Annotated in this window: 21 protein-coding genes and 1 pseudogene; 11 read left to right on the plus strand and 11 right to left on the minus strand. The window is 65.5% G+C overall.

Going from position 1 to position 24,770, the window contains the following annotated elements; genetic code table 11:
- Positions 1–29: 29 nt before the first annotated feature.
- Genes AC0CH8_RS04680 through AC0CH8_RS04695 form a run of 4 tightly spaced genes read left to right on the plus strand, consistent with a single transcriptional unit; the run spans position 30 to position 4,846 of the window.
- Positions 30–1,379 (plus strand): DNA cytosine methyltransferase, encoded by a 1,350-nt coding sequence (locus AC0CH8_RS04680; protein WP_465238900.1) that lies wholly within the window; start codon positions 30–32, stop codon positions 1,377–1,379.
- A gap of 7 nt (positions 1,380–1,386) precedes the next feature.
- Positions 1,387–3,111 (plus strand): AAA family ATPase, encoded by a 1,725-nt coding sequence (locus tag AC0CH8_RS04685; protein WP_465238901.1) that lies wholly within the window; start codon positions 1,387–1,389, stop codon positions 3,109–3,111.
- The gene (locus tag AC0CH8_RS04690) at positions 3,108–4,406 is read left to right on the plus strand and encodes a hypothetical protein (protein ID WP_465238902.1); all 1,299 of its coding nucleotides are present in this window, start codon (positions 3,108–3,110) and stop codon (positions 4,404–4,406) included. Before AC0CH8_RS04685 ends, AC0CH8_RS04690 begins: the two co-directional genes overlap by 4 nt.
- Positions 4,407–4,408: 2 nt before the next feature.
- Positions 4,409–4,846, plus strand: a complete 438-nt coding sequence (locus AC0CH8_RS04695) for a very short patch repair endonuclease (protein WP_465238903.1) — start codon at positions 4,409–4,411, stop codon at positions 4,844–4,846.
- On the opposite strand, the gene AC0CH8_RS04700 is transcribed toward AC0CH8_RS04695, so the two are convergent.
- The 4 genes from AC0CH8_RS04700 to AC0CH8_RS04715 all read right to left on the minus strand — a co-directional run bounded on the left by AC0CH8_RS04700 (position 4,822) and on the right by AC0CH8_RS04715 (position 9,924).
- The gene (locus AC0CH8_RS04700; protein ID WP_465238904.1) at positions 4,822–6,396 is read right to left on the minus strand and encodes a GmrSD restriction endonuclease domain-containing protein; all 1,575 of its coding nucleotides are present in this window, start codon (positions 6,394–6,396) and stop codon (positions 4,822–4,824) included. The two genes, AC0CH8_RS04695 and AC0CH8_RS04700, sit on opposite strands and share 25 nt — an antisense overlap.
- A gap of 136 nt (positions 6,397–6,532) precedes the next feature.
- Complete coding sequence (locus AC0CH8_RS04705) at positions 6,533–8,740, minus strand: UvrD-helicase domain-containing protein (protein ID WP_465238905.1); 2,208 nt, start codon at positions 8,738–8,740, stop codon at positions 6,533–6,535.
- Position 8,741: 1 nt separating this feature from the next.
- Entirely contained in the window at positions 8,742–9,554 is an 813-nt protein-coding gene (locus AC0CH8_RS04710; protein WP_465238906.1) for a hypothetical protein, read from the minus strand.
- A 154-nt stretch (positions 9,555–9,708) separates the two neighbouring features.
- Positions 9,709–9,924 (minus strand): hypothetical protein, encoded by a 216-nt coding sequence (locus tag AC0CH8_RS04715; protein ID WP_465238907.1) that lies wholly within the window; start codon positions 9,922–9,924, stop codon positions 9,709–9,711.
- Between the two features lie 206 nt (positions 9,925–10,130).
- Here AC0CH8_RS04715 and AC0CH8_RS04720 point away from each other — a divergent pair, with 206 nt between their 5' ends.
- Positions 10,131–10,346: a hypothetical protein gene (locus tag AC0CH8_RS04720; RefSeq protein ID WP_465238908.1), complete on the plus strand. Its 216-nt coding sequence runs from the start codon at positions 10,131–10,133 to the stop codon at positions 10,344–10,346.
- A gap of 2 nt (positions 10,347–10,348) precedes the next feature.
- Positions 10,349–10,612: a DUF3892 domain-containing protein gene (locus tag AC0CH8_RS04725; protein WP_465238909.1), complete on the plus strand. Its 264-nt coding sequence runs from the start codon at positions 10,349–10,351 to the stop codon at positions 10,610–10,612.
- A 66-nt stretch (positions 10,613–10,678) separates the two neighbouring features.
- Here the strand turns inward: AC0CH8_RS04725 and AC0CH8_RS04730 are convergent, their stop codons facing one another.
- On the minus strand, positions 10,679–11,620 hold the full coding sequence (locus AC0CH8_RS04730) for a helix-turn-helix transcriptional regulator (RefSeq protein ID WP_465238910.1): 942 nt from the start codon (positions 11,618–11,620) through the stop codon (positions 10,679–10,681).
- A gap of 114 nt (positions 11,621–11,734) precedes the next feature.
- Here AC0CH8_RS04730 and AC0CH8_RS04735 point away from each other — a divergent pair, with 114 nt between their 5' ends.
- From AC0CH8_RS04735 to AC0CH8_RS04745, 3 genes are all read left to right on the plus strand, one after another.
- On the plus strand, positions 11,735–15,199 hold the full coding sequence (locus AC0CH8_RS04735; RefSeq protein WP_465238911.1) for a TM0106 family RecB-like putative nuclease: 3,465 nt from the start codon (positions 11,735–11,737) through the stop codon (positions 15,197–15,199).
- A gap of 31 nt (positions 15,200–15,230) precedes the next feature.
- Entirely contained in the window at positions 15,231–15,773 is a 543-nt protein-coding gene (locus AC0CH8_RS04740) for a hypothetical protein (protein WP_465238912.1), read from the plus strand.
- 193 nt (positions 15,774–15,966) lie between these two features.
- Entirely contained in the window at positions 15,967–17,331 is a 1,365-nt protein-coding gene (locus tag AC0CH8_RS04745) for an anti-phage deoxyguanosine triphosphatase (RefSeq protein WP_465238913.1), read from the plus strand.
- Positions 17,332–17,400: 69 nt separating this feature from the next.
- Here AC0CH8_RS04745 and AC0CH8_RS04750 read toward each other — a convergent pair whose 3' ends face one another.
- From AC0CH8_RS04750 to AC0CH8_RS04760, 3 genes are all read right to left on the minus strand, one after another.
- Positions 17,401–17,982, minus strand: coding sequence for a hypothetical protein (locus AC0CH8_RS04750; protein ID WP_465238914.1), 582 nt, complete (start codon positions 17,980–17,982; stop codon positions 17,401–17,403).
- Positions 17,982–18,647 (minus strand): hypothetical protein, encoded by a 666-nt coding sequence (locus AC0CH8_RS04755; RefSeq protein WP_465238915.1) that lies wholly within the window; start codon positions 18,645–18,647, stop codon positions 17,982–17,984. The genes AC0CH8_RS04750 and AC0CH8_RS04755 overlap by 1 nt, the downstream gene beginning before the upstream one ends.
- Positions 18,648–18,740: 93 nt before the next feature.
- The gene (locus tag AC0CH8_RS04760) at positions 18,741–19,283 is read right to left on the minus strand and encodes a hypothetical protein (RefSeq protein WP_465238916.1); all 543 of its coding nucleotides are present in this window, start codon (positions 19,281–19,283) and stop codon (positions 18,741–18,743) included.
- 1,294 nt (positions 19,284–20,577) lie between these two features.
- Here AC0CH8_RS04760 and AC0CH8_RS04765 point away from each other — a divergent pair.
- Positions 20,578–20,901, plus strand: coding sequence for a DUF5818 domain-containing protein (locus AC0CH8_RS04765; RefSeq protein WP_465238917.1), 324 nt, complete (start codon positions 20,578–20,580; stop codon positions 20,899–20,901).
- 35 nt (positions 20,902–20,936) lie between these two features.
- On the plus strand, positions 20,937–21,602 hold the full coding sequence (locus AC0CH8_RS04770; RefSeq protein WP_465238918.1) for an SOS response-associated peptidase family protein: 666 nt from the start codon (positions 20,937–20,939) through the stop codon (positions 21,600–21,602).
- A gap of 3 nt (positions 21,603–21,605) precedes the next feature.
- Here the strand turns inward: AC0CH8_RS04770 and AC0CH8_RS04775 are convergent, their stop codons facing one another.
- The 3 genes and pseudogenes from AC0CH8_RS04775 to AC0CH8_RS04785 form a co-directional block, all read right to left on the minus strand.
- Positions 21,606–22,325, minus strand: a complete 720-nt coding sequence (locus AC0CH8_RS04775; protein WP_465238919.1) for a hypothetical protein — start codon at positions 22,323–22,325, stop codon at positions 21,606–21,608.
- A gap of 92 nt (positions 22,326–22,417) precedes the next feature.
- Entirely contained in the window at positions 22,418–24,001 is a 1,584-nt protein-coding gene (locus tag AC0CH8_RS04780) for a recombinase family protein (protein ID WP_465238920.1), read from the minus strand.
- Between the two features lie 29 nt (positions 24,002–24,030).
- A pseudogene (locus AC0CH8_RS04785) lies at positions 24,031–24,675 on the minus strand (magnesium chelatase domain-containing protein); the annotation flags it as partial.
- Positions 24,676–24,770: the final 95 nt, after the last annotated feature.

Consider the following 24,770-nt stretch of genomic DNA (forward strand, 5'->3'; position numbering starts at 1 on the left):
ACGGAACGAATGGGGAACAATGATATGCGATGAAAGAAGGGTTGCCCGTGATGCGTACCGGACACAAGCCGAAGCGACCCAAGGTGCTGGACCTGTTTTCGGGTGCGGGCGGCATAGCCGCGGGTTTCGAGGACGCAGGATACGAGATCGTCGGTGGCGTCGACTTCTCCAAGCATGCCATCGCGACGTTCACGCGCAACTTCCCGAACGCTCCGGGGATGCTGCGCGATCTGCGGCTCACCGACTTCTCCGACATCGACGCGTACGTGGACGGGGACGTCGACGTCATCGTCGGCGGTCCTTCGTGTCAGGGCTTCAGCACATCGGGCGGGCTCAGCAAATCCAGCGGGCGCGACGAGGCGGATCCACGGAACCGTCTGTTCCTGAACTACATCGGCATCGTCGATCTCCTGCAGCCGAAGTGGATCGTGTTCGAGAACGTCCCAGGTCTGCTCCTTTATGAGAACGGCAAGGTCGCTCTCGACATCGTCAAGGCGTTCCGCGAGATCGGCTATACCATCGTCCCGATGATCCTGCTGGCGGCCGACTTCGGCGTTCCCCAGCTGCGCAGGCGGCTCGTATTCGTCGGAAACCGTACCGGAAGCGAAATCTGCTTCCCGGCCGCGACCCACGGCAACCCCGATCTCTGGAAGAACTTCTCGCTACCGTTCGCCCACCTTTCGCGCATCGGCCACGGGAAGCAGGGCGAAGTCCTCAAGCACGTCGGCTTCGACGACGCATGCGGCGACCTCCCTCCGGTGCCGGAGGGCGGATGCGTCGACGGCGAGCCCTATCCATGTGCCCCGCGCAACGACTTCCAGCGTATGATCCGGGAAGGCTCGGACGCCGTGCGCCAGCACGAGGCGGCGGACCTCTCACGCCTCGACCACGTGGCCGCCAACACCTTGGAGCAGGGCCAGAACTGGCGCAATCTGCCAGCCGACGTTTTGCCTCCCCGCTTCGCCAAGATCCGTCCCTATGACGCAACCACGCTACTGAAGCGTCTGCGGGCTGACCTGCCCTCCTACACGATCACCACGAAGTTCAACGAGGCGACCACCGGCGCATTCATCCATCCGACGCAAGCCCGCACGATCTCGTTGCGGGAGGCAGCCCGGCTGCAGTCCTTCCCCGATAGCTTCGTCTTCGAAGGCAGCTCTGCGGAAATCCGGCGACAGATCGGCAACGCCGTGCCGCCTCTTCTGGCGCGGTGCATCGCTGAGGCGATCCTTCCCGCAGTCATGAAGGACGCATTCGGCGTATCAGTTCCGCATGTTCGGGACGTCCTCACCGTGGACGGCTCACCGGAAGGCGGCGACCATATCAAGCTCCACGGTGCTCGACGCAAGCCCGCGGACGTCCATCCTGTTCTGATCTGAGGCGACCATGCCCTACTTCTCATCGAAGCAGATCGAGACCTCGCTGGTCGCCTACGAGGAAACGACGCACACCATGCTGATCTCGCTCCTCGCCATGTGGCAGGAGAAATTCCCGTTGGACGACGGCATGAGCTATGCGGAGTTCGGCTCCAAGCAGGAAACCGATCTGCTGCAACGCCACTTCTCGCCCGAGGGCTCGCCGCCCAGTCATCCGCTCTTCGTCCCGTTCTACAAGACGCAGGGCAAGTCGCGGTGGCGGGAACGCACGTATGCGCAGAAGAGCCTGCAGGCGCAGCGCAGTCGACTTCCTGACATCTTCGTCAAGAAGCCGGACAGCAGGACCGAGTGGGCACTGCACAAGGACTACGTCGCCAACGCCCTTCGGGTACCCGACAAGTCGATCGGAGCCCCGCCGATCTCGCTGCCCGCGCTGGCAGTCTGGATCTATCGGGACGTCGAGCTCGCCTCCATCGACCAAGCGACGGACATGCTCGTCGCCGATTTTCATCTCGATCGCGACGGCCTGATCGGTGACGACCACCGCGTTTCCGTATTCACGCGCGAGGACACCCTCGACATCGGAGACCCCAACGAGCCCGAAAGTATCTCGACGACGGATCTGCTCGCCGTGCTGGCCCGGCGGAGCTCCCCCCCGGAGTCATCGCTCGCCACGGCGGCAGACGGAGATGCGGAAGAGAAGAGCGTCGGAGGGCTGGTCGATCCCGACGCCCTCGCCGCGTCGTGGGAGTTCGACATCGAGCTGCTGAACGGCATCGGGGGCCTCGAGGGCATGGAGGAGGCTGCGTTCTCCGCCGCAGCCGCGCTGCGCGCGGGCGACCACGTGATCTTCATCGGACCGCCGGGAACGGGCAAAACGACCTTGGCGGAGGCCCTCTGCCAGGCAGCATCGATCCCGAGCACGCTTTCGACCGCCACCGAGAGCTGGACGACGTTCGAGACGATCGGTTCGTACTTCCAGTCCCCCCGGAGCAGCAAGGAGGGGGGAGAGAAGATCGACTTCCTTCCCGGCCTGATGCTGGACGCGATTTCATCCGGTCGTTGCCTGATCATCGACGAACTAAATCGTGCAGACATGGACAAGTGCTTCGGCGAGTTCTTCTCGATAGCCACCGGCCAGGCCGTCACGCTCCCGTTTCGCATCCTGACCGACACGGGGTTCGAGCGCATTCGGCTGATGCCAAGGCCCGGGATCGTCGAAGAGGACGTACATCCCATTCCCGTCCCTTCCTGGTGGCGTCTCATCGGGGCGATGAACGATGCCGACAAAGGTGCGGTCCGTCGATTGTCGCAGGCGTTCAAACGGCGGTTCGCCTGCATTCCGGTCCCGATCCCGCCGGACGACGTTTATCGACGCATACTCGACGGAGCCGTCGCCAAGGCAAACGCACCGGCCTCCGCACCCATGGATCAGCTGCTCGCGATGCTTCATGAGGTCTTCGCGACGAGCAAGAAGGGTTTCGCCGAACTCGGGCAGCCTATGGGTCCTGCGATCCCCATCACGATCATCCGCCGCGCTGCATTCGAGTGGAACATGGATGACAAGCGACCGCTCGGTCGCGTTCTGAATTCCGTCCTCGCCAACGCGGTCGCTCCTCTGCTTTCCGAACTGAACATCGACCGAACCCAGATCCTTCAGGTACTCGGGCCGCACATAGAGAGCGTGGATCGGCTCGCCGAAGCCATCACCATGTGGAGCAGTCGTAGGCGATGATCGCGAACCGGGAGGCGTGGCGCGAGTTCATCACGTCGCCCGAACACGCGGGAAGATTCTTTTCCAGGATCGGCGACTCGATCGGTGCCGCCCTTTCCGACCCGGTCCACATGGACGAGCTTCAATCCTTTCTGGCGTCGCTTCGAGGAGGACACGAAGACGTAACCTTCCTCGCGACAGTCGTCGAACTGCTGTCCGGTGGCCATTCGCAATTCATTCGCGACGACCTTCCCGTGCTGCTGGATCAGCTCTCGAGCGAGACGGCACGCCGAGACGAAGTCGTCGGCCCCGCGATCCAGGGGGCGGTCCGCTGGATGCAGACGGACGTCGCGCGCAGGACCGGAAAGCTCCCCCCGGGACGCTACTTCAGCATGACGGCACGACGATCGTACGACATTCCCGAGAACCGGACAGTCCGTCGTTACCTTGACGCTATCGACAGCGCCGCGACCTGGGTCGCGCGGAAGGCCCGTCCGGGTCGGCCGCCCAGCGGCGTGCAACGACTTCTCGACGAGGTCCGACGATCACAGGAGCACGACGCGATGCGCGGTCTCCAGTTCACCGAAAGCACCGATGAAGCCGATCTGCAGATCACGGAGACGAGCGGCAGGGCCGGATACGGATCGGTCGCGGGCCTTCTGCGATCGATAGACCGCATCGGCGGCGACGACGACGATCGGCGTCGACACGCGATCCTCATGCTGTTGGCAGTCGGTTGGCTCGAACCGCTGAACGACGACGATCTGTTCGAATTGTATGTCCTAGTCCTCGTGCTCGACGTTCTCGCAACCGAATCGGCATTGGGCTCCCCCGCCGAGATCGGACTCGTGAGGAGCGGCAGATCACACGTCGCGCGCTTCGATCTTCTGGACGGCGAGCTGAAGGTCTTCTTCGACACCTCGCTCGCACGCATCGTAGGGTCGTCAGGCCGATACAAATCGACCGTTTCCGCTCACAGCGGAGTCACGGGAAACGAGCGACGCCCCGACGTCGTTCTTGCGGTAATCGGCAGCGACGGGGAAGTCCGACGCGTCCTGATAGTCGAGGCTAAACGCTCGGATGACGGTCGTTATCTCAGCGACAGCATCTACAAGGTCTTCGGGTATCTGCATGACTTCGCCGGTGCGATCGACGATCTGCAGGCCGTGCTCGCGGTCCCGGAAGCCGTCTATCGAACCTCCATCGCTTCTGACGGAGAGATCACCATCGTGTCCGGTGGCGATCGCGATGCACTCGCCGATATCCTATCCGCTTTCGTAGTTTCCAAGCGGGTCGGTCTGTCCGAGGTCGTCTGAGCGTGGTCGATCATCTCACCCCCGAAGATAGATCGCGTCTGATGTCGCGCATCGGGCCGAAGGGCAGCAAACCCGAAACGATCGTACGTCGCCTGGTTCACGGAATGGGTTTCCGCTTCCGCCTTCATCGGCGGGATCTTCCAGGAACACCCGATCTGGTCTTTCCCGGTCGACGAAAGGTGATCTTCGTGCACGGCTGCTGGTGGCATCGTCACGAGGCCTGCCCGAAGGCCGCCCCGCCAAAGTCGAACGTCGGCTTCTGGAACGCCAAGTTCGATCGAAACGTCGCGCGCGACTCCATGGTCCAATCGTCCTTGGAGAAGGACGGATGGGACGTACTAACCGTATGGGAATGCCAGACACGCGATGTCGGCACCCTCGCACGTCTCCTGAGCGACTTTCTCGAGCGGGGACCTCAGACGTCTGACCTGGCGGCGTGACGCCGTTCCTTGTAGGTGGTGTTGCAATAGGGATGCGACACCTGGGCGTTCTGCAGACCCGCGCCACCTCCGTCCTCCCGCCTCACCTTGTGATCGGTCTGCATCGAGTTGCGATGGAGCAGAGCGTCGCAGATCCTGCAGCGCACACCTCCCGTGAGCAGCTCGGAGACGAAGGCGGCCGACTTGACCGACCTGCTGAACCTGCGCTCACCTTCGCCGTCGCCACGCTGAGGCGCGGGGGTCGCAAAGAAGGCGAAGCGCTGGTCCTCCGACAGCGAGGCGACCACCTCCTCGTCCGCGCGCCCTTCCAGCATGCCGTCGAGCACCAGCTTCAGGAAGGCCTCGATCGCGGGGCGGCTCCTGGCTCCGGCCCCCTGCCGCTTAAGGATGAGCGTGAACGCCTCCTTGTGAGCTAGCAGAAAATCCTCGAACCGGCGTCGGACCAACGTCAGCTCGTCCAATCTGTCCTCCCTTACCAGGCGGTCGACGAACTGCAGGACTGCGAGGAATACGACCGGCTGAAATGACCCGCCGCGGGTATAGAAGTACACGAGCGGATGCAGTCCCAACGACCCGGCGTGCGTCGTGGTGATCCTCTCGAGCCGCTTGCCCACAGAACGCACGAAGCGGACGGCATCCGATCCGTCGTCGTCGCGAGGGAGCGGATCCTTCGGCCCGATGCCGTTCACAAGATGGACGAGATCGAACACGAATGGCAACGAACTGTAGCCCCTGCCACCGATAGGCACGTCGGAGCTCTTGATCGGCAGATCTCCAAGTGGCGGGGAGTAGAGTGCGTCGTACACCTTCTTGCCCTCCGCCTCGAGCTCGGACTGCATGTGTTCATCGTACTTGCCCCAGTACTTGTGGCCCGAACCACCGCGGTTGATCGCTCTGGTGGCGATCGCCGCAGCCGACTCGCGAGCCCGCAGGATCCGCTTCTCGATAGGATCGACCGGTGTCGGCGCCTGATTGATCTTGAAGAAGGACTTCTCGGCGCCATCGGCGTCCGTCGCCGGCACCCACTGCGCCACGAGCGAATTGGCGTTCATCATGCCGACCCGTTCCTTCATGGCCTCGGGCGCGAACTTGTTCCTGCCCGCGTCGACGTAGGACTGATACGACCCGTACCTCTCCTCGACCATTTTCCTGGTCTGATCAGCCACCTTGGCCTGCTCCTCCGGAATCTGATTTCGGAAGAAGTTGGCCGACCGCGAGCGATCGCCGTAGTCGTCGTAGATCCAGGCGAGAAGGGCACTGAGCCGGTGGGCGCCGTCGATGACGAAGACGTTCTGCCCGGATCTCCACAGGATGATGGCCGGAATCAGATCGCCTTCTAGGAACGCGCCGATCAGATCGACGATCTTGCCCGGCGTCCAGTTCGTTGTCTCGCGCTGGAAGTCCGGCTTGCGTAGCGTGTCGACGAAGAAGTCGTCCTTCAGGAGACCGAGGCTGATGGTGGCGATGGGGTTGCCGCGATACGGCCCGGACGCCGTGGCGAAGTCCTCGCGCGGTATCAGTGCATCTAGGTTCACGCCGTTAGCGGCCATGACGCGTCCTTCCTTCCTGTCGATCGTAGGCGACGTTCAATCGAAGCCCGATGGCGAAGCACGGCGGCGACCTGCCCGCCTCTCCTTCCGCATCGGCGACCTCGATCGCCGTGCGTCGCTCCACGTTCAGCGGCGATCAGCGGCCCGTCTCCAAACTGCCGAGCTGCACCGGACCCTTCAACATGTCGCTGTAGCCGCCGCGCTCCCTCGATGCGGTGATGACCAGCTTCGTCTTGGCGCGGCTGGCGCCAAGATAGAAGCGGTGCAGGTAGCGGCGACGAGCACCCTGACTGAGCATCTCGTCGGACAGGTCCGCGTTGTCGGCATGCAGGAGGTAGACGACTTCGAACTGCAGGCCGGCGACGTATTCGGGCTTGCTGAACACGCAGCGCGTCCGGGCATACTGCACCGCCTTCAGGTCCTCGCGCGACGTTAGCGCGACGAACTTGCCGGCGATCCGGGAAGCCTGTCGCGAGCGATCGAAGATGTCGTCGTTCAGACACAGGACGGCCACCTTCCTCCCGTCGTAGCGGCGGGCGTCGCCGCCGGCCTCGCGGAAGACCTCGTCGAGCAGATCCTGATCGCGGTTGTAGACGTCGAGCCGCGGCGACGGTCCCGATCCCTGCTCCGACGTTGCGACGTGGGTGTCGTATTCGCCCTCGAGATCCATCGCCGGAAAAGAGGCGTCGAAGTCCTGCAGGAAACGGGTGATCTGCGGGGTGGAGCGATAGTTCTCCTTCAGGTCCACCGCCTCCGACTCACCCACGCCCGGATTCCGGAACCGCTCAATTCCGCCTCCCAGCGCCGCATCGGACGTGCTCTGCTTCAGGTCGTATGCCATCAGCAGCGGCCACCGCCCCGAGCTGCCCGCCCGCGGCTTGAAGAGGCCCTGGAGGGTCATCGCCTCGTTCCTGCTGAAGTAGTGATATTCGTCGACGTAGACGACGTCATAGCCGCTGACGTCCCTCAGCTGCTCCCACTCGTGCGTCGAGAGATAGCGGCCGAAGTCGGCGGTCATCTGATCCATGCTCAGCAGCCGCTCATGCTTCAGCATCGACCGATACGCGTCATGGATCTCCAGGATCGCCTCTCGCTGCGCCCTGGTCGGAAGGTCCATTTGCCACTCCTCCCTGGAGCCGTCGAGATACCTTTCCGCGGCGGGCGTACCCTTTCGAACGTTCTCGGCGTCGAGAACGCCTGCAAACTCGTTCATGAGCTCCTCAACAAGACCGTCACGCACCGCCGCGTCGCCCAATCTGGTGAGGAATGCGGGCTCAGCGCCGCGCATGTCGCACACGACGCTAGCGTCCCGCGTCACACGGTCGATCGCGTCCGAAATGAGGATCCGCTGGTAGTCCCTGCCCTCCTGACCATCCAGGGACAGGGGCTTCAGGCCCTTCTGTGCATAGTTCAGCCGATCCTCCGCCAGCTGATAAAGCGTGCCGATCCACAGCTTGCTCCTGCCGTCCGAGGTCTTGGCGGTCCGCCACCGCTCGGAGGGATCCAATGCCGTGAACATGCCCCGGATCACGGTGTGCGCGAGCGCGGAGCTGTGCGTCAGGAAGGCGAACGTTTTCTCGTTGGGACCGTCGAGGTCCTCGAGCAGATCCGCGACGCACTTCACCGCCATCGCCTGCGTCTTCCCCGTGCCCGCCGCCCCCCGCAGCCTGACCGGCTGATCGTAGGATTTGTTCAGGAACTTCCGCTGTTCGGGATTGAGCTTGTGGTCGAGCCACTCGTCTAGCGTCGCCGTGCCTGCCATGTCCTGTCCGAGCGGCTCGCTGAGCAGGATGCCGTAATTCCCGACAGAAGGTGCGTTCTCCTCCGCGAGCGCAGCCTCCTCCAGTCCGGCGATAGCCCGCCGGAAGACCCTCAGGTCTGGCTCGACTTCTGACAGAGGCCGGGGGCCATCGGTCACGCCGTAGGCGTAGACGTCGTCCCGACCATCAGGCGACTTATCGAAATACACACGCACGCGCGATCGTAGACTCGCAGGCTCACCGTAGACCGACATCCGCGAACCGTCATGATAGGCCTGCCACTGTAGCGGAAGCGCTATGTTGGCATCGAACCGGCGCATCGCGACCCGCAGGACGCGCTCGAACCGGGACGTCTGTCGCATGCCGCCCGAGAAGACGCCGGAGGAGCCGACGTTCACGACGAGCAGCGGCGAGTCGAGGTCCGCCTTCCCCGAGAGGATGTATACCGTTCCGCCGACGACCGAACGGCGAAGCCCCGCTGCGTTCTCCGGCAGCGCGAACTCGGCGAACCACCCTTCGTCGATGAGCGCCGCATCAAGGGCGGCGATCGCGCCTTCGTCGATCACGAGGGCGTCGTAGGCCATCTTAGTCTCCATCTATGATCCCTTCGGCCGCAAGGTCTGCGGCGGACGAGCAGGCGGCCTCGTAGTGCTCGGGCAGTCCGATGCGGGAGAACAAGAACGCGATCTTCTGAGCGAAGGCGAACCGGATCCCGTCCGGCAGCCTACCGACGCGATGCAGCTCGTGCGGCCGGTCGGAGATCCGGGCTTCGATCTCGCTAACGTGAACTTCAGACGCCGGCACCGTTCGCATCGATCGCAGCACGGCGACGTGTCCGTACTCGTCGCTGCCCGGAAGTTCGGGCAGCACGAAGTAGTCGGGAAAGCCCGACCCGGCGAAAGCCGCCGAGACGGTGCCGCGGATCAGCTGCGGAGGGTCGCCCAGCAGCCGCCTGAGCCGCACCCAGCGGCCCAGGGCGGTCGGTACCGCGACCACGTCCGCCGCGCATCGGATGCCGGCGAGCGTTCGGTTGAGCTTCGCGTCGAAGACGACGCCTATTGCCGCTTCGACCTCCTCCACGGTCCTGCGTCTCAACCAATCGACGAGCTGTGTTGCGTCGAGCGAGAGATCACTCCCTGAGCGGCGGATCGATGCGGAGATCTGCTGCGCGGCGGGCGCCACCTGCTTCTGCAGGTGCTTGGCCAGCTGGTCCGGCGCCCAGTAGTCCTCGAGGTAGCTCCGGATCGTGACTACTTCGATGTACGACAGACGGTTGGAATTCTTCCGCTGGGCGAAGTCGCAGTCAGCGGTCAGGACGAGACCGTATTCCCGGGGCCGGGTTCCATCGGCAATCCTGCGGACGATGTCGCCCTGCGCGAAAAGCTCTTCATCGCCCACCTCAGACCAATAGACGCCTCCCGCTATAGGAGCATGCGCCGAACTGTCTGTCACGATTTTGTCCGTCTGATTCAAGAGCCCCCCGACATCCGCCAGTGCCTCGGTCTAAGACAGTCGCCCCGAGAATAGAAGCGGAAGAACTCTCCATGTCGGCTCAGGCATAGTATCTGAAGTCCGTCTGATCCCGCTCGCCGTAGCTCACATGCTGCAGCACCCGCCCGACTTCCCAGGCCGCGCGGGTAGAGACGGGCAGCTTGCCGTCGAGCTGCGTCGAGTTCCAGTTAAGCTTGGTCAGCGCCATGATCTCGGCGGCGATGTCAGCGAGGGGCGTCTCGCACTCGTAAGGACGCAGCTGGAGCGGCGACGGCACCCTCATTCCGGGATAGATGCCGTAGAGGGTAGCTGCCCCGCGTGTAGAGCAGACCGTTCTCCCCCACCTGCACGTAGCTTCCGCGCAGCGGCGGGTACTCGGCGCTCGAACGTGCGCCATGGTCCCATGCGACGGGATCTGTCGTCCGACGTCTCCATACCGGTCACCGGCGACGAATCAGCGTTGCGCAAACGATGGAGAACAACATGAGCAAAGGCAGGAGCGGCGGCAGCTTTCGCAGCGCGATCAGCGGGCGCTACGTCACCGCGAAGCACGGCAACGCCAGTCCGCGCACGACGGTGCGCGAGGGTTCGGGGCCGAGCGGCAGCTCGGGCAGCCATTATCGCAGCGCGATCTCGGGACGATACGTCACGAACGCCCACGGCAAGGCCAGCCCGCGCACCACGGTCAAGGAGTCCTGACGATGGCGAAGCGGTATGTCCGGGCGACCGGAAAGAACTCGCAGGGCGACATCACGAAGCTCTGCAACTCCGGTGACTACTGGTCCCCCCGCACCAAGGCGGACGCGATCAGCGACATCGACGGCGGAACCCACGAGTACTGGGTCAACTGGGCCAATGCGCCGGAAACGAGGATCAGGGTCGTACAGGGGGCGACTGGCAGGTACCTGCGCACCGATCGGGACACGACGTCGCGCAACAACCTGGACGACCTGCCCGACTGCTGATCGTCGGCGACACATCTCGGGGCCGGAGTCGCACTCCGGCCCCCGTCTTCGCCTGCACCCGATCGATCAGGGCAGCGCGGGAAAGTCGCCGCGACGGTGCTCGGCGACCATCAGCGCGAGCTCCGGCGGGGCCACCACCTCCACGGCATCGCCCCACATGTAGAGGTGCCAGCACATCTCGAGCAGACCGGCGGCCCGGAACCGGACAAGAAGCGTACCTCCCTCCTCGCGCTCCATCGTCTGCGTCGGGTGGAAGGAGAAGCCCGCGGCCCATCGCACCGCCCGCGGCGCGAACCGCCACTCCACGTCGTGCACTCCGCCGTCGTCATGGTACGAGCCGAAGCCGGTGAGAGCGTGGACCTCGAGGTCGAACCCCGCCTGCCGCTCCGCGACCGATGGCAAGACCACCGCCTCGTCGATGCCGTCCACCCGGTAGTGACGGATGCCGGCCGTTGGCTTCGCGATGTCCACCGCGACGAGGTATCGACGGGTGCCGAGCAGCAGCCCATGGGGCGCGACCGTCCGCTCGCGCGCATTCTCGTCGTGCCAGCCGCGATACCGGATCCGCAGCTGGGAGCCGCCCTTGAGCGCCGTCGCGATGGCGAGGTCGACCGCCTCCATCCCGACCGGGCGGGGTCCGGGCCGCTTGGCGTGTCCCAGAGCCAGCAGCAACGCCTCCTCGTCGGCCTCGATCCGGCTGCTACGCTCCTTCGGGATCAGCGCTAGGATCTTGCCGTGAAGCGAGCGAAGCGCTCGGACGTGATCTACGCCGCCGTTCAGCGAAAGTGCCTCCTCCGCCAACGAGAGGGCCGCCAGTTCGTCGGCCGTGGGCGTGAGCAGCGGCGCGAGAGCGGTCCGGGGCAGTCGCCATCTCGCTCCGCCGGTCTCGTCGTCCTTCAGCTTCTCCAGCTCCGGATAGAGTTGACCAAGGGCGGACACCACCCTCTGCGCCGTGCGATAGTCCTTGCCTAGTATATGCTGAATCTCCGTCAGGCTGACGCCGCGCATGGAGGCCGCGCGTGCAGCGATGGTGAGAAGATCGATGGCGTTTCTGTACGACAAGAGATGAAATCCCCATGCGACAGGATCTGTCGCGTGACATCATCATGACTAACCTGAATCATGACGTCGAGTCGTATCGAGGTCGCAATCGGAGTCGAAGATATGCTGAAGCATCACGGGCGGACTATCTTCTCCGCTAGCGACATCGTGAACTTCATGGGGTGTGCCCACGCGACTTCGTTCGACTCCGGCAATCTGACCACGCCGAACGTCTTCCCCCCGAACGACGACAGCGCAGTCCTCCTCCAAGAGAAGGGGATCGAGCACGAACTCGCCTATCTGGCCCGGCTGCGCGGCGATGGTCGCGTCGTCGTCGAGATTCCGGCGGAAGGCACGCTCGAACAGCGCGTCGACGCCACGCGACGCGCGATGCGCGATGGTCCCGACGTGATTTATCAGGGCGCTTTCCTAGTCGGTCGATGGCACGGCTATTCCGATTTCCTGCTGAGGCGCGACGACATCGTCTCGTCGTTCGGCCCGTATGCCTACGACGTCGCCGACACGAAGCTAGCGCGGTCGGCCAAGGCGAAGCACGTCCTGCAGCTGTGCGTGTACGCGGAGATGCTGGCAGCCGAGCAGGGCGTCATGCCCGCCTCCATGCACGTCGTTTTGGGGACCGGCGAGGTCGCGTCGCTGCCGACGACGGCGGTCGTGCACTACTACCGTCAGGCGCGGGAGCGGTTCGAGGCGTTCGTCGACTCCACGCCGGCACTGTCCGGCGCCGATCCCTGCGGTCATTGCCGGTTCTGTCGCTGGATCGACAGGTGCGATGCGGAGTGGGAAGCGACCGACCACCTGTCGATCATCGCCGGAATGGGCAGAAGCCAGATCGCAGCATTCCGGGCCACCGGCGTGGACGACATCGGAGGCCTGGCGGCCCTCCAGCCGAACGGCAGGATTCCCGGCATGCAGCCGGGCACCGTCGCGAAGCTGTCGGCGCAGGCGAAGCTGCAGCATCACCAGCGCACCACCGGCGAGCGCCGCGTGGAGATCCTCCCGGCGGTCGAGGGCCGCGGCTTCGGCCGCATGCCGCTGCCCGATCAAGGGGACATGTTCTTTGACATGGAGGGCGACCCCCTGTTCGAGGGAGGACTGGAGTATCTCTTCGGCGTCGTGGCGTTCGACCGCGACGGCGAGGACCGCTTCCACGCCTTCTGGGCCCACGACCGGGAGGCGGAGAAGACGGCGTTCGAGGCGCTGATGGACTTCGTGACCGACAGGATCGCCCGACATCCGGACGCGCACGTGTACCACTACGCCGCCTACGAGGAGACGGCGCTGAAGCGGCTGGCCATGTATCACGGCACCCGCGAGAAGGAGGTGGACGACCTGCTGCGTGGGGACCGCCTGGTCGATCTGTACAAGGTCGTGGCAGAAGCCATCCGAACGTCCGAGCCGCGCTACTCGATCAAGAACATGGAGGCCTTCTATCTCCCCGGCGGACGGCAGGGAGAGGTGAAGACCGCCGGCGACAGCATCGTCATTTACGAGCGCTGGCGTCAGCTCGGCGGGGACGCGCTGCTCCAGGAGATCTCCGACTACAACGAGATCGACTGCCGCTCCACGCGGATGTGCCGGGACTGGCTCCTGTCGCTGCGTCCGCCGACGACGCCCTGGTTCACCGGTCGACCGGTGGCGCCGCCGGACCCGGCCAAGGTGGCGGCGCGCGAGGAAGCGGACGAGCGAACGCGGGTCCTCGCGGAGAGGCTGATCGCCGCCGGCGACATTCCGTGGCATCGGCTGCTGGTCGATCTGCTGGAGTTCCACCGTCGAGAGGCCAAGCCGACGTGGTGGGCGATGTTCGCGCGGCAGGACATGGACGCCGAGGAACTGCTGAACGATGCGGAGTGCATCGCCGATCTGAAGCCGCACCCGACGATGCGGCCTTGGAACGACAAGCGATCGGTCGTCCACCCGTTCGTCTTCCCCCCGCAGGACTTCAAGATGAAGGTCGGCGACAAGCCCCTGCGCTCCGGCACGCTCGAACCGGCGGGCGAGATCGTTTCGCTAGACGAGGACGAGCGGATCGTGGCGTTGAAGCTCGGTCCTTCGCGATCCGCCATCGAACCCGGGTGTGCGCTGATCCCCGAGGGACCCGTGGGGGACAAGGTCCTGAGCGAGGCCGTGCGTCGCTACGCCACCGACGTCGCGGCCGGCGGGTCCCGATACCCCGCCCTCACCTCGATCCTGCGCCGGGACCGCCCGCGACTGTCCGGACGCGAGCCCGGTCAGGCCATAGTGCCGATGGAGTACGACGCCACCGCAGGCGCCATCGACGCCCTTGGCGTCCTCGACGACAGCTACCTGCTTGTTCAGGGTCCGCCCGGAGCCGGCAAGACCTACACGTCGTCCCAAGCGATCGTCGCGCTGCTGGCGGACGGCAAGCGAATCGGCGTCGCATCGAATTCGCACAAGGCCATCAACAACCTCCTTCAGGAGGTGCAGGCGATGGCGACGGCGCAGGGTCTGAACTGCCGCGGCATGAAGAAGTCCAGCCGGGACGACCAGAAGCTCGATGGCGGCGGCTGGATCGAGGACGTGGTCGGCGGGACCGGAAGCGGCGTTCAGCCGCACCACCGGCTGGTCGCGGGCACCGCGTGGCTGTTCGCGCGCGAGGAACTCGATCAGGCGTTCGACTACCTCTTCGTCGACGAGGCGGGTCAGGTGAGCCTTGCCAACGTCCTCGCCATGGGCACCTCGGCCCGCAACGTCGTCCTGGTCGGCGACCAGATGCAGCTGTCGCAGCCCATCAAGGGCACGCATCCCGGGGGCAGCGGACGATCGGCGCTCGAGCATCTGCTCGAAGGACACGCCACCGTTCCTGCGGACCAGGGCGTCTTCCTCCCCATCACCCGACGCATGCACCCGGACCTCTGCCTCTTCGTGTCGGACGCCGTGTACGAAGGGCGGCTGGAGGCGGAGGCGACGACGGCCGCCCAGCGGATCGAAGTTGACGCAGCACTGGATCCCGAGGCGCTCGCGGCGTTCGGTCTGCGGTTCGTGGACGTCGATCACGTCGGTCGCACGCAGCGCGCGCCGGAAGAAGCGGACAGGCTCGCCGTCACCTACCGCGCGCTTCTCGGTTCGCACTGGACCGACCGGCACGGCGAGCGGCACCGGATCGGGACCGAGGACATCCTGGTGGTCTCGCCGTACAACATGCAGGTCGAGCTGCTGAAGCGCATCCTGCCGGACGGCGCGCGCGTCGGGACGGTCGATAAGTTCCAGGGTCAGGAGGCACCGGTGGTGCTCGTCTCGATGGCGACGTCCTCGGGCGACGACCTGCCGCGCAACATCGAGTTCCTGTACAGCCGCAACAGGATGAACGTCGCGATCAGCCGGGCACGCTGCCTCGCCGTCATCTACGCCAATCCGAGGCTGCTCGAGATCCCCTGCTCCACCATCGCCCAGATGGAGCTCGTGGACGGCCTGTGCTGGGCCAGGCAGTTCGCGGCGGAACAGGCAGCGGGATCGAGCGGCGTCGCTTGCGCCATGGCGGCGGAGGCGTCGATAGATGCGATCTGAGCAGGGACGTGCGACACCGGTCGTGCCGTCGATGCCTGATACGGTGCCGAAGGCCGTCACGCCGGGCATACGCGCATTCTGCAGGACCCTGAGCGACGAAGCTCCGGTGTTCGTCCGCTGTCGTCCCGATGGCGACGCAGTCGCGTTGGAATGCTTCGACAACGTCGCGAGGAAGGTCTCCCGCGCCGGCGGCTCGGTCGCCAGCGGTTGGGCCATCTGGACGACGCCGGGCGTCTACCACGAGGCGGAACACCACGGCGTATGGCGGCGGCGGACCGGTGAACTGGTGGACGTTTCGCCGCAGCCCAACCTGCCCAAGCGCATCCTCTTTCTGCCCGCTCCGGACGCCGTCTACGATCCGCTGGTCCACCGGAACAACGTGCTCGAGGCCGCGAGCGACGACCCCGCCGCCGTCGAGTTCGTCACCTTGGGCAATCGCCGCAACGAGATCCACGGCGCCTATCGCGCCGGAGGGAACAGACTGGCGCTCCTCACCCTCGCCGACCAGAAGGAATTGGGGGCGATCGAGACCCGCCTGAAACTACTTTCGGCGCAGCTGCTCAGGTACGGCTGATGCCACGATAAGTGCGTCGCGTTTCTCCAAATGCCATCGGAAGACGAAGCATCCCACCCGCATAGCCGACACGTCTGTTTCGCGATCCATCCGGACGAAATCCATGGTCCGCTCGATCACCGATACGTGACGGATCGCGTCGAATGACGGGTGGACACTGGCAGACGCCGTCGAATACGACTACCCACCGTCGATGAACTGGGAAGAGCGGCCGAGCGGCTGGGTCAAGAACGCAGACGATGCCCGATCGAATTCGGACATCGACTATGGCCGCATCATTCACTCCGCCTCGTTCCGCCGGCTTCAGGGCAAGACCCAGATACTTAACCTCGGAGACAGCGACTTCTATCGGACGCGCCTCACGCATTCGCTGGAAGTCGCCCAGATCGCCAGCGGCATCGTACGGCAGGTTCGCCAGGACAATGCCGGCCACGAAGTAATCGATCATCTTCCCGACCTCGCGCTGATTCAGGCCATAGGTTCGACCCACGATCTGGGGCATCCGCCCTTCGGTCATGGCGGCGAAGTCGCGCTCAACTTCTGCATGGCCGAACACGGCGGATTCGAGGGGAACGGACAGACCCTCCGCATCCTGACAAAGCTCGAGAAGTACTCGGAAAGCCACGGCGCGAATCTGACGCGGCGGACGCTGCTGGGGACGCTGAAGTATCCCGCGAGCTACTCGTCGACCCGCCACCCGGAGCGATCGCCGGGACTGATGGTCGGCCCCGTCAGCGTTGCGCTGGTGGACCGCGAGGCATCCAAACCACCGAAGTGCCACATGGACAGCGAGTGCGCCGAGGTGAAGTGGATCCTCGCCGAGCTGTCGGATGCCGATCGCGGACTGTTCACGGCGACGGACCGCACCATCGAAGAGGCGCTAAGCGAACCCAAGCCGAAACATTTGAAGACGCTGCACAAGTCGCTCGACTGCAGCATCATGGACGTCGCCGACGACATCGCCTTCGGCGTGCACGATCTGGAGGATGCGACAGCGCTCGGCCTGGTCACGATTGCCGACTGGGAAGAATACGTGAAGCCGGCCATGTGCGAAGGCTTCTTCAACTGGCTCGGCGACCGCGGACGAAGCAGCTTCGGAAACGACGCGTACGCCGCGCTCATGAAGAAGATCTTCGGAGACGGGTCCAGCAGGAAGCATGCGATCAGCCTGCTGGTCGGCTACTTCATCCACCGCTGCACCGTCGTCGAGCACACCGAATTCTCCGAACCGCTGCTGCGCTTCCGCGTCGGCATGACGGGCGAGGCCCGCATGTTCCTCGCCGCCTTGAAGGCTCTCGTCTACGACGTCGTGATCCGCAGCGCCGAAGTGCAGCATCTCGAATTCAAGGGGCAGCGCATGGTGGTGGCCGTGTTCGAGGCGCTCGCGTCGGAGCCCGCCGCTTTCCTACCCAGGAACACCTTTCGCCAGTACGAGACGGCCGGCAACGACATCCGCGTCGTCTGCGACCACATCGCGGGCATGACGGACATGTTCCTGCTCAAGACGTACGAGCGGCTGTTCAGCCCGCGCATGGGATCGGTCTTCGACAGGATATGATCACTTACTCGATCGAGACCGTCAGACGGCGAAGCCGTCCGACGGAATAACGCTTGGGCCGAGCCGCCCTCAGGATCCGCAGTTCAGCCGTCCCTGGAACGATCGCGTCCGGCCGCCCTCGACGAGATCGAGCCAAGCCGCCGTCTCCGAGGACTCCCGGCCTCGGCTCACGACCTTCCCCGTGTCGCGGACGACTATCAGCATCCCACCACCGAGCCAGCGGTCGTAGGTGAAGAACATCTCCTTGGCGTCCGGGGCAGGCTTCAATGCCACGACCGTCCCGTTCCGCCTGACGCCGGCACGGTCGTCCGCCATCGACAGTCTGCGCGTGCGGTCCGATCCCCCCTTCCAGGTGCATCCGGTCCCAACGGCACCCACACGCTCGGCGTCCCGGAAGGTCATCGTCTCCAGCGGCATCTCGGCCACCCGCCGGTCCGGCCGCTTCGCGACCGCTGCTTCCGGCAGCATGCTCAGCATGGCCATGATAAGCAGCCAGCGACGACGATCGACGCCGAGGTAGACGATCCGACACCTGGAAGGACGTTCCGAATTTCGACGGAGCCTTCCGGCGACACGCCGAAGTCGCAGCTCGACGGCCCGACGCGTCGACGACGTGGCGGGTCTGGATCCGCCGCAGATGACGTCCTCCATCAGAATGCACCGCGCTTCGCGGCGGGCGCTTCGCGAGCGGCCACCGCCTTGACCGCCGCCTCGTCGGCCCGGCGCGCGATCCCACCTCGATCTCCCAGGATCTTGACGTAGCGCCCGCTGGAGGACGTGAAGATCTTGGGCTGGTCGCCGACGTACGAGCATCGCGTGACGCACCACGATCCGTTCGCTGCAGTCCCCTCGGTCGGTCGCCCATACTTGCCCTCGAGCTGCCGGACCACCTGGGCCTCGTCGACGCGATCCGTTGGGATGGCCAGATCGATCCGGTCGACGACTTCGCCGGAAGGCGTCTGCGCCATGAAGAGCCGGAGGTGTTCGCCGGAGGGACCCTCGCAGGTGAGTTCGTGCACCGCCCTGCCCGCAGGACCGAACCCCGGCGGGACACCTCGACGCTGGGCTACCTCCTGATCGACCAGCTGACGGAAGGACGCGGCTCTTCTCGTCTCGCAACGATAGGTCGCGGCCAGTGCCGTCTGCGTCGCGGTAAGCGGCATTCCCAGCCGCACGCCGGCGACGTCCATCGCCATGGGTCCTCGCCCCGCCGACATCGGCTTGGCGGCAGCTGCCCGTCCCTGCCCCGGCGCGGCCTGGGCCTGCGTGGAGGAGAGAACGAGCATCGCTGCGGCGGTGATTTCGGTGAAGGTCATGCTGATCGTACTCCTGTCGGTATGGCTGGATTCAGACGGCGCAGCACGGCGCCGACGTCGGGATCGAAGGAAACGTCCGGCTTCCGTTGGAAGTCAGCGGGACACGGGTCGCCAACCGTCGCTTTGCAGTTCGAACGGCTTGGTCGCCTCCTTCGGCGTGGCAATTGCGGTCTGTTCCGCTGCCGGCATGGCCGGGATCGGATCGACACCGTGATAGGAATAGGTGACCTGCGTCACGCGCCGCCCGCCGAAGTCGACGGGCTCGCTCCACCGTACGACGTCGACCACCTCGCCCTTCGCGACGCAGATCGACGGCACGGATACGATGCGGTCGGTCGCCTTCCGCTCGACGGCACGGAAGTATGAGGCTCCCTTCTCCGTGGGGGAGTATGCGATCAGCGTCTGCTGGACGAACGGCCCATCGGCGCCCTTCCACTTGGCGGGCTTCTCGATCGCCGTGCGGGTCACGAAGCCGGCAGCGGCCGCCGCATCGAGCATCGCCATCGACCTGCCATCGGATCCGGGGCCGAACATCGTGCGCTTCGACGACGTGACGACGGGGAACGCCGCGTCACCATTTTGCCCCTCCACCTCGTAGGGCATGACGTCGATCGAACGGCAGAAGACGTCCCGCACGATCGGCTCCAGGCCAGTTCGGAAGGCATCCTTGCTCGGAGCCCCGGCATCGCCGCAGCCGGCGAGAGCTCCAACGGCCAGAAGCATGACGGCGGCGGACATGGGCGTAGGTCTGGGCATGGATGTTCCTCTTCGGCTTCGAGCGGACGACGTCGTTGAACGGACTGGCAGCGTTGAACGGAGCGCACATGGATGGGGGACAAGGCGCGGTCGTCCCGCATGCGCACTGGCGTCGCATCGGACGGAGGCGCTGCCCAACGGCGCGTCCACCATCGCCATCGACACGTACGCGTCCGCGACATCGGCGAACGGAAACGCCGCATTGAAAGCCGTACGCGGCCGAACGGGAGCGGCTGCATGCATCCGAGCAGATGCGATGGGCGCATGGATGGACCGCGGAGGTAGGCCGCCACGGTCGCCATGGGACGTCGCCTGACACGCGACCGCCGTGTTCAGACTGTCCACGAGATTGAGTGGCCCGAAACGGCCCGCGTTCGACATGCCCACGCGCGATCCCTCGTTCGCGTCGGTGCCGATCGGCTCTCCCAGCCGGCGGCACCGCCTCCCTTGACGCGAGGCGGCGCCGGCCCGTGAGCCGGAAGTTGAGAACCCGCGATTAGACGAGCGCGAACGCCTTTAGGCCCGGAGGCCCTGGACATGCGCGTCCGCCTCCCGGCCGAAACTGGTTCGGGCCGGGCGTACGGCTACTAATCGCGAGGTTCTCACGCCTCGGTCCGCCTCCCGGCGGACCGGACCGATGTAGGCGGAACGTGTTAACACTTGCAATCCGCCTGATCATCGACGCGCAGGTTTTCGAACGACCGGCAGCTCCGCATCGGACTGCGACGGTTCTACGTTGACGAGCCGAGGCTTCGCGCTAGCTTCGCTGGACATGCACACGAGGCCGCCAGCATTCACCTTCCAATCATCATGACCGTCATCTTCCCAGCGGGGTGCCGGCTATGTCGCTGACACTTGCACTGCTTGCCGCGATCGTCGTTCCCAACGGCGCTACCTTCTCGTGCACGCCGATCCGGGTCTGGGACGGCGACGGCCCGTTATGGTGCGCCGAAGGCCCGCGGCTGCGCCTGGCAGGCATCGCAGCCCGCGAAAGCGACGGCACCTGCCGATCCAATCAGCCATGCCCCGCGGCTACTGCGGACCAGGCGAAGTCCGCGCTCGTGTCCCTGATCGGTCGGCGGACGGGGACGTCTCGCGAAGGCCATGCACTCGTGTCGGGCATCCGATTGTCCTGCTGGTCCGCGGGCGGCGCAGGCGGGAGCAGAACCGCCGCATGGTGCACGTCGCCGAGGGCGGGCGACCTGTCCGGCGCCATGATCGCCTCGCGCACCGTCATGATCTGGCCGCGCTACTGGCGCGGACACCGCTGCGACTGACCGGCATGCCGATCGGGACTCGTCACGAGCTAATAGGCCTCCTTCTTCGAGATAACGACGAGTTCGTGATCGACGTCGTCGGCGGAGGCACCTGGCGGCTGGATGTCGGCTGGCGGACGGGATGGAAGGCGAGACGCATGGTCGGTCAACGGGTGCGAGTGACCGGGACGAGGGGCGGCTTCGACCTCCTGGCGGTAGAGACGATCGGCAGAACGCGTTGAAGCCGTGAGGTCGATCGACGAACGAGGAGAACGGCATGTGCAATCGGGCAAGGCTCTCCTACGAGCCGGAGACGCTCCGCACCCATTTCGGCGCGACCTGGTCGGCGGACCGACCACGCGACAACCGTTTCGATCCTGTCGAGCTAACGCCGCGCGGTCGCGCATACGTAATCCACAGGGACGATCGCGGGCTCGGGGTCGACGTCATGTCATGGGACGTGCTCGGCGGGGCAGCGAAGTTCCCCATGACCAACGTGCGCAACCTCGCGCTGCCGCAATGGCGTCGACTGGCCGAACGGCCGGAGAACCGCTGCATCGTCCCGCTGTCGGAGTTCTGCGAGTGGACGCCGGACGTCCACGACGTGGGCGGCGGGAGGCCGATCAAGGGGCAGATGTGGTTCCAGGTCGTCGACCAGCCCCTCTTTGCGGTCGCCGGCTTCTGGCAGCGAACCGAAGCCGGCTCCGCCTTCGCCATGGTGACCTGCGATCCCAACGTCCTCGTAGAACCGATCCATCCCAAGGCAATGATCACCATCCTCGAACCAGCCGATCACGAGCGATGGCTCACCGGGACCTTCGACGACGTGCTGAATCTGCAGCGACCGTACGATGCCGCCAGGATGTCGGTCCGCGGCCCCAGTTTCCCTACGAGGACACGTCGACCAGCCGAAGATCAGGGCGTCTCGCCGTTTCTGCTCTGAGCCTCATCGAACGGTGTCCGGAGCCCCACCTCCTTCAACAGCAGGCGACCTAGAAAGGAGACCTCGACCGTATGCTTGAAGTGTCCCGACTTCGGATCGAATTCGGGAAGCTGCCCCTTCTTCACGGTGCCGACAGTTCCGTTGCAGCAGATCGAGGCGAAGCAGATGCTCCTTGCCGGCGGTGAACAGCCGGTCGCGTTCGAGTGCCTCCGGCGGCGACTGCATGTGAACCCTCTCGGGTCTGCCTATCCGCTGCAGCGCCTCGCGATCGGCACCGCCGTACGTCCGGCCATAGGCGTTGAGCAGTGCGACCTCGTCGTCGTCGAGTTCCCCGAACATGACCAGGAGCCTCTTGCGCCTGACCAGATCGGCATCGTGCTCGGCCAGCCCTCGCGACACCGCCTCGACGATGCGCTCGACCCGCTCGTCGGACAACGCCCGGGCGGCCTGGTAACCGCCCTCGACGACAAGATCGAGCCTGGCCGCGTTCTCCGCGATCGCCCGCTGCGTGTCCTCGCGCATCTCCACGATCCTGGCGTCGAGACCGCGGACGTACGTCGCGATCCTGTCCGCGCGCTGGTTCGGGATGGCGGCCCCGATGATCTCCGCTAGCGGTCCGCCGACGAGAGGAACGAGACTGACGGCGCCCTTGCCGATCGCGACCAGCTGGTCTCGATAGTCGTCGTCCAGCGGATCGTAGGCTTCGGGTCCCTGGTCGGTCATCGAACCTCTCCATCCGGCAGTCGCACGGTCGCGACGATCTAATCGGGCTTCCACCTGTGGAGAGCAACGGGCGACACGTCGTCCGGCAAACGTCACCGATCGGCGACGTACCCGGCAGTGATGCCCTCCCCGTAGGGATGTACGACGACATACGCATCGTTCGCCAGCTCCAGGCCGACCAGCCTGCTCCGCCTGCTGAACATCATCGTCCTCACCAGATCGTGCAGCGCCCCCATGATCTTCATGCGCGCCGCAAGCCTCTCGCTCTCGTCGTCCGAGGCCATGCCGCCGCGCAGCCGCTCGATCCGGCGAATGTGTTCGGACGGAGACACCGCGCCTCGCGCAGCGACGAGCTCGTCGCGAAGGCGTGCGATCGTCCCCTCCTCCGCATCCGCCTCGGCGGACAGCCTGATGAACAGGGCTCGCGGTTCCGGCCGCTTCGACTCGGAGGCGAGCTCCATCGCGTTCTCGGCCCGCTCCCTCGTCATCGACAGCCTGCGGGTCCGGTCCGCGATCTCGATCTCGAGCCGGCGCGCCTCCCCCGGCGCCTCGAAGTGCCGGTCCTCGATCGCCTGCGCCAGGACCGCGTCCAGCACGCATCGCTCGACTATCTCGTAGTTGTAGTGGTTGAGGTTCCGGCAGCCCCTGCCCCGCTGGTACGCGTCGCAGACGAGATAGTCCTCGCGCACGACGTCGCCGTTCGCTCTCGTCTTCGCGCCCTTCGCCCTGAACGTCATGCGGGCGCCGCACTCGCACTTCGCCAGACCGCCGAACAGGTTCGACAGCCGTCGGCCGCGGCCCATCACGATCCGCGATCGACCCGCCATGCTCGCGAGCGCCCGCGCGCGCAGGTCGGCGTCCACGATCTGCGGGTAGTAGTCGGGGATGGGATCGCCGGACGTGATCCGGACGCCGCCCTTCGGCTTCGTGCCCGGCTGAAACTCGCCGAGGACGGCAGGCGACGATAGGATCTTCTGCACGTAGCTCGCGTGCCATCCGTCCGCCCTGCCGAAGGGGGCCACGCCCTCCAGGTTCAGGTTCCGCGCGATCAGATGCTTGCCGAGACCCGCGGCGGTCCACTCGAAGATCCGCCGCACGGTCTCGGCCCTGTCCTTCACGACGACGAACGCCGGGGGCGATCCCTCGACGGTGAGCCAGCCCGGCGCGCGGCGCGTCATGACCGTACGATCGCCCTTCTGAAGACGTTCGCGCTTCGCGGCCCATGCGGCACCGACCCGATCGCTCTTCCGCTCCGACTCGAGATTGCCGAGACCGGCCTTCACCGCGACCTCGATCATGGCGACCATGTCGATGTTGTCGGCATCGTACCGCCGGTCGTCCTCGACCGTGCAGATCACGACGCCGAGTTCGGTGATCCGCAGCACCCACGAGACCACCGTCCGCACGTTCTGACGGGAAAGCCGGTCCAGCTTCTCGACCAGAAGAACGATGCCCGGCGGATGGCGCCCCGCTTCCACGTCCTCCACGAACTTCGACAGCCCGCCTTCGAGCGAATTCTGCCCCCGAAAGGCGCTGACGCCATCGTCCACGATCATGTCGACCACGTTCCAGCCCCTGGCGGCGGCGAAGCGTCGACAGTCGCCCTCCTGGCGCTTCAGCGAGCTCCCTCTGCCCTGCTCGGCCGACGACCAGCGCACGTAGATGACGGCATCCATGCCGCCGTGTATCCTCGTGTAGCCTAATTTACCATGAGCAGATTGTGGCCGCCCGCCGCCGCGATCTCCAGCGCGCGCTTGGCCGTCTCCTGACCCTTCACCTGGCTCAGGTCCGGACCGGTCCGCGCCTCCTCGACCTCCCCGGCGGGCGGTGCCGCCAACAGACCGCGCCCGTTGAAATGGTTGAGCAATGCCAGCAGGTCGGGCGCGGCGATCACCTCCACCGAGGCCGCCCACGCCGCCTCGGACCCTTGCGCGGCCGGACACACCAGCCCCTTGTCCTCGCTGCTCGCGTGCAACGCCGCCAGCAGCACGCCCGGCGACGGCGCGATCCGGCCGTCCAGCCCGAGTTCGCCGACCACGACGTAATCCGCCAGCATCTCGACATCGACGATGCCCATAGCGCCCAGCAACGCGAGCGCGATCGGCAGGTCGAAATGCGACCCTTCCTTCGGCAGGTCGGCCGGGCTCAAGTTCACGGCGATGCGCTTCGGCGGCAGCGCCAGCCCCATTGCCGCGATCGCCCCGCGCACCCGCTCGCGGCTCTCGCCAACGGCCTTGTCGCCCAGCCCGACGAGGTTGAACGCGGGAAGCCCGGCGATCAGCTGGACCTGCACCTCCACCGACCGCGCCTCCAGCCCCAGATACGCCACCGTCCGCACGATCGCCGCCACATCATCCCCCGCCAAACTCGCTTTCATCCATAGCAGCCTATTTCGAACAAGCGAGCGCGAGCGCCGTCTTGCAAACACAACACACCGGTTCCAGA

The sequence above is a fragment of the Sphingomonas sp. AC435 genome (assembly GCF_979253005.1).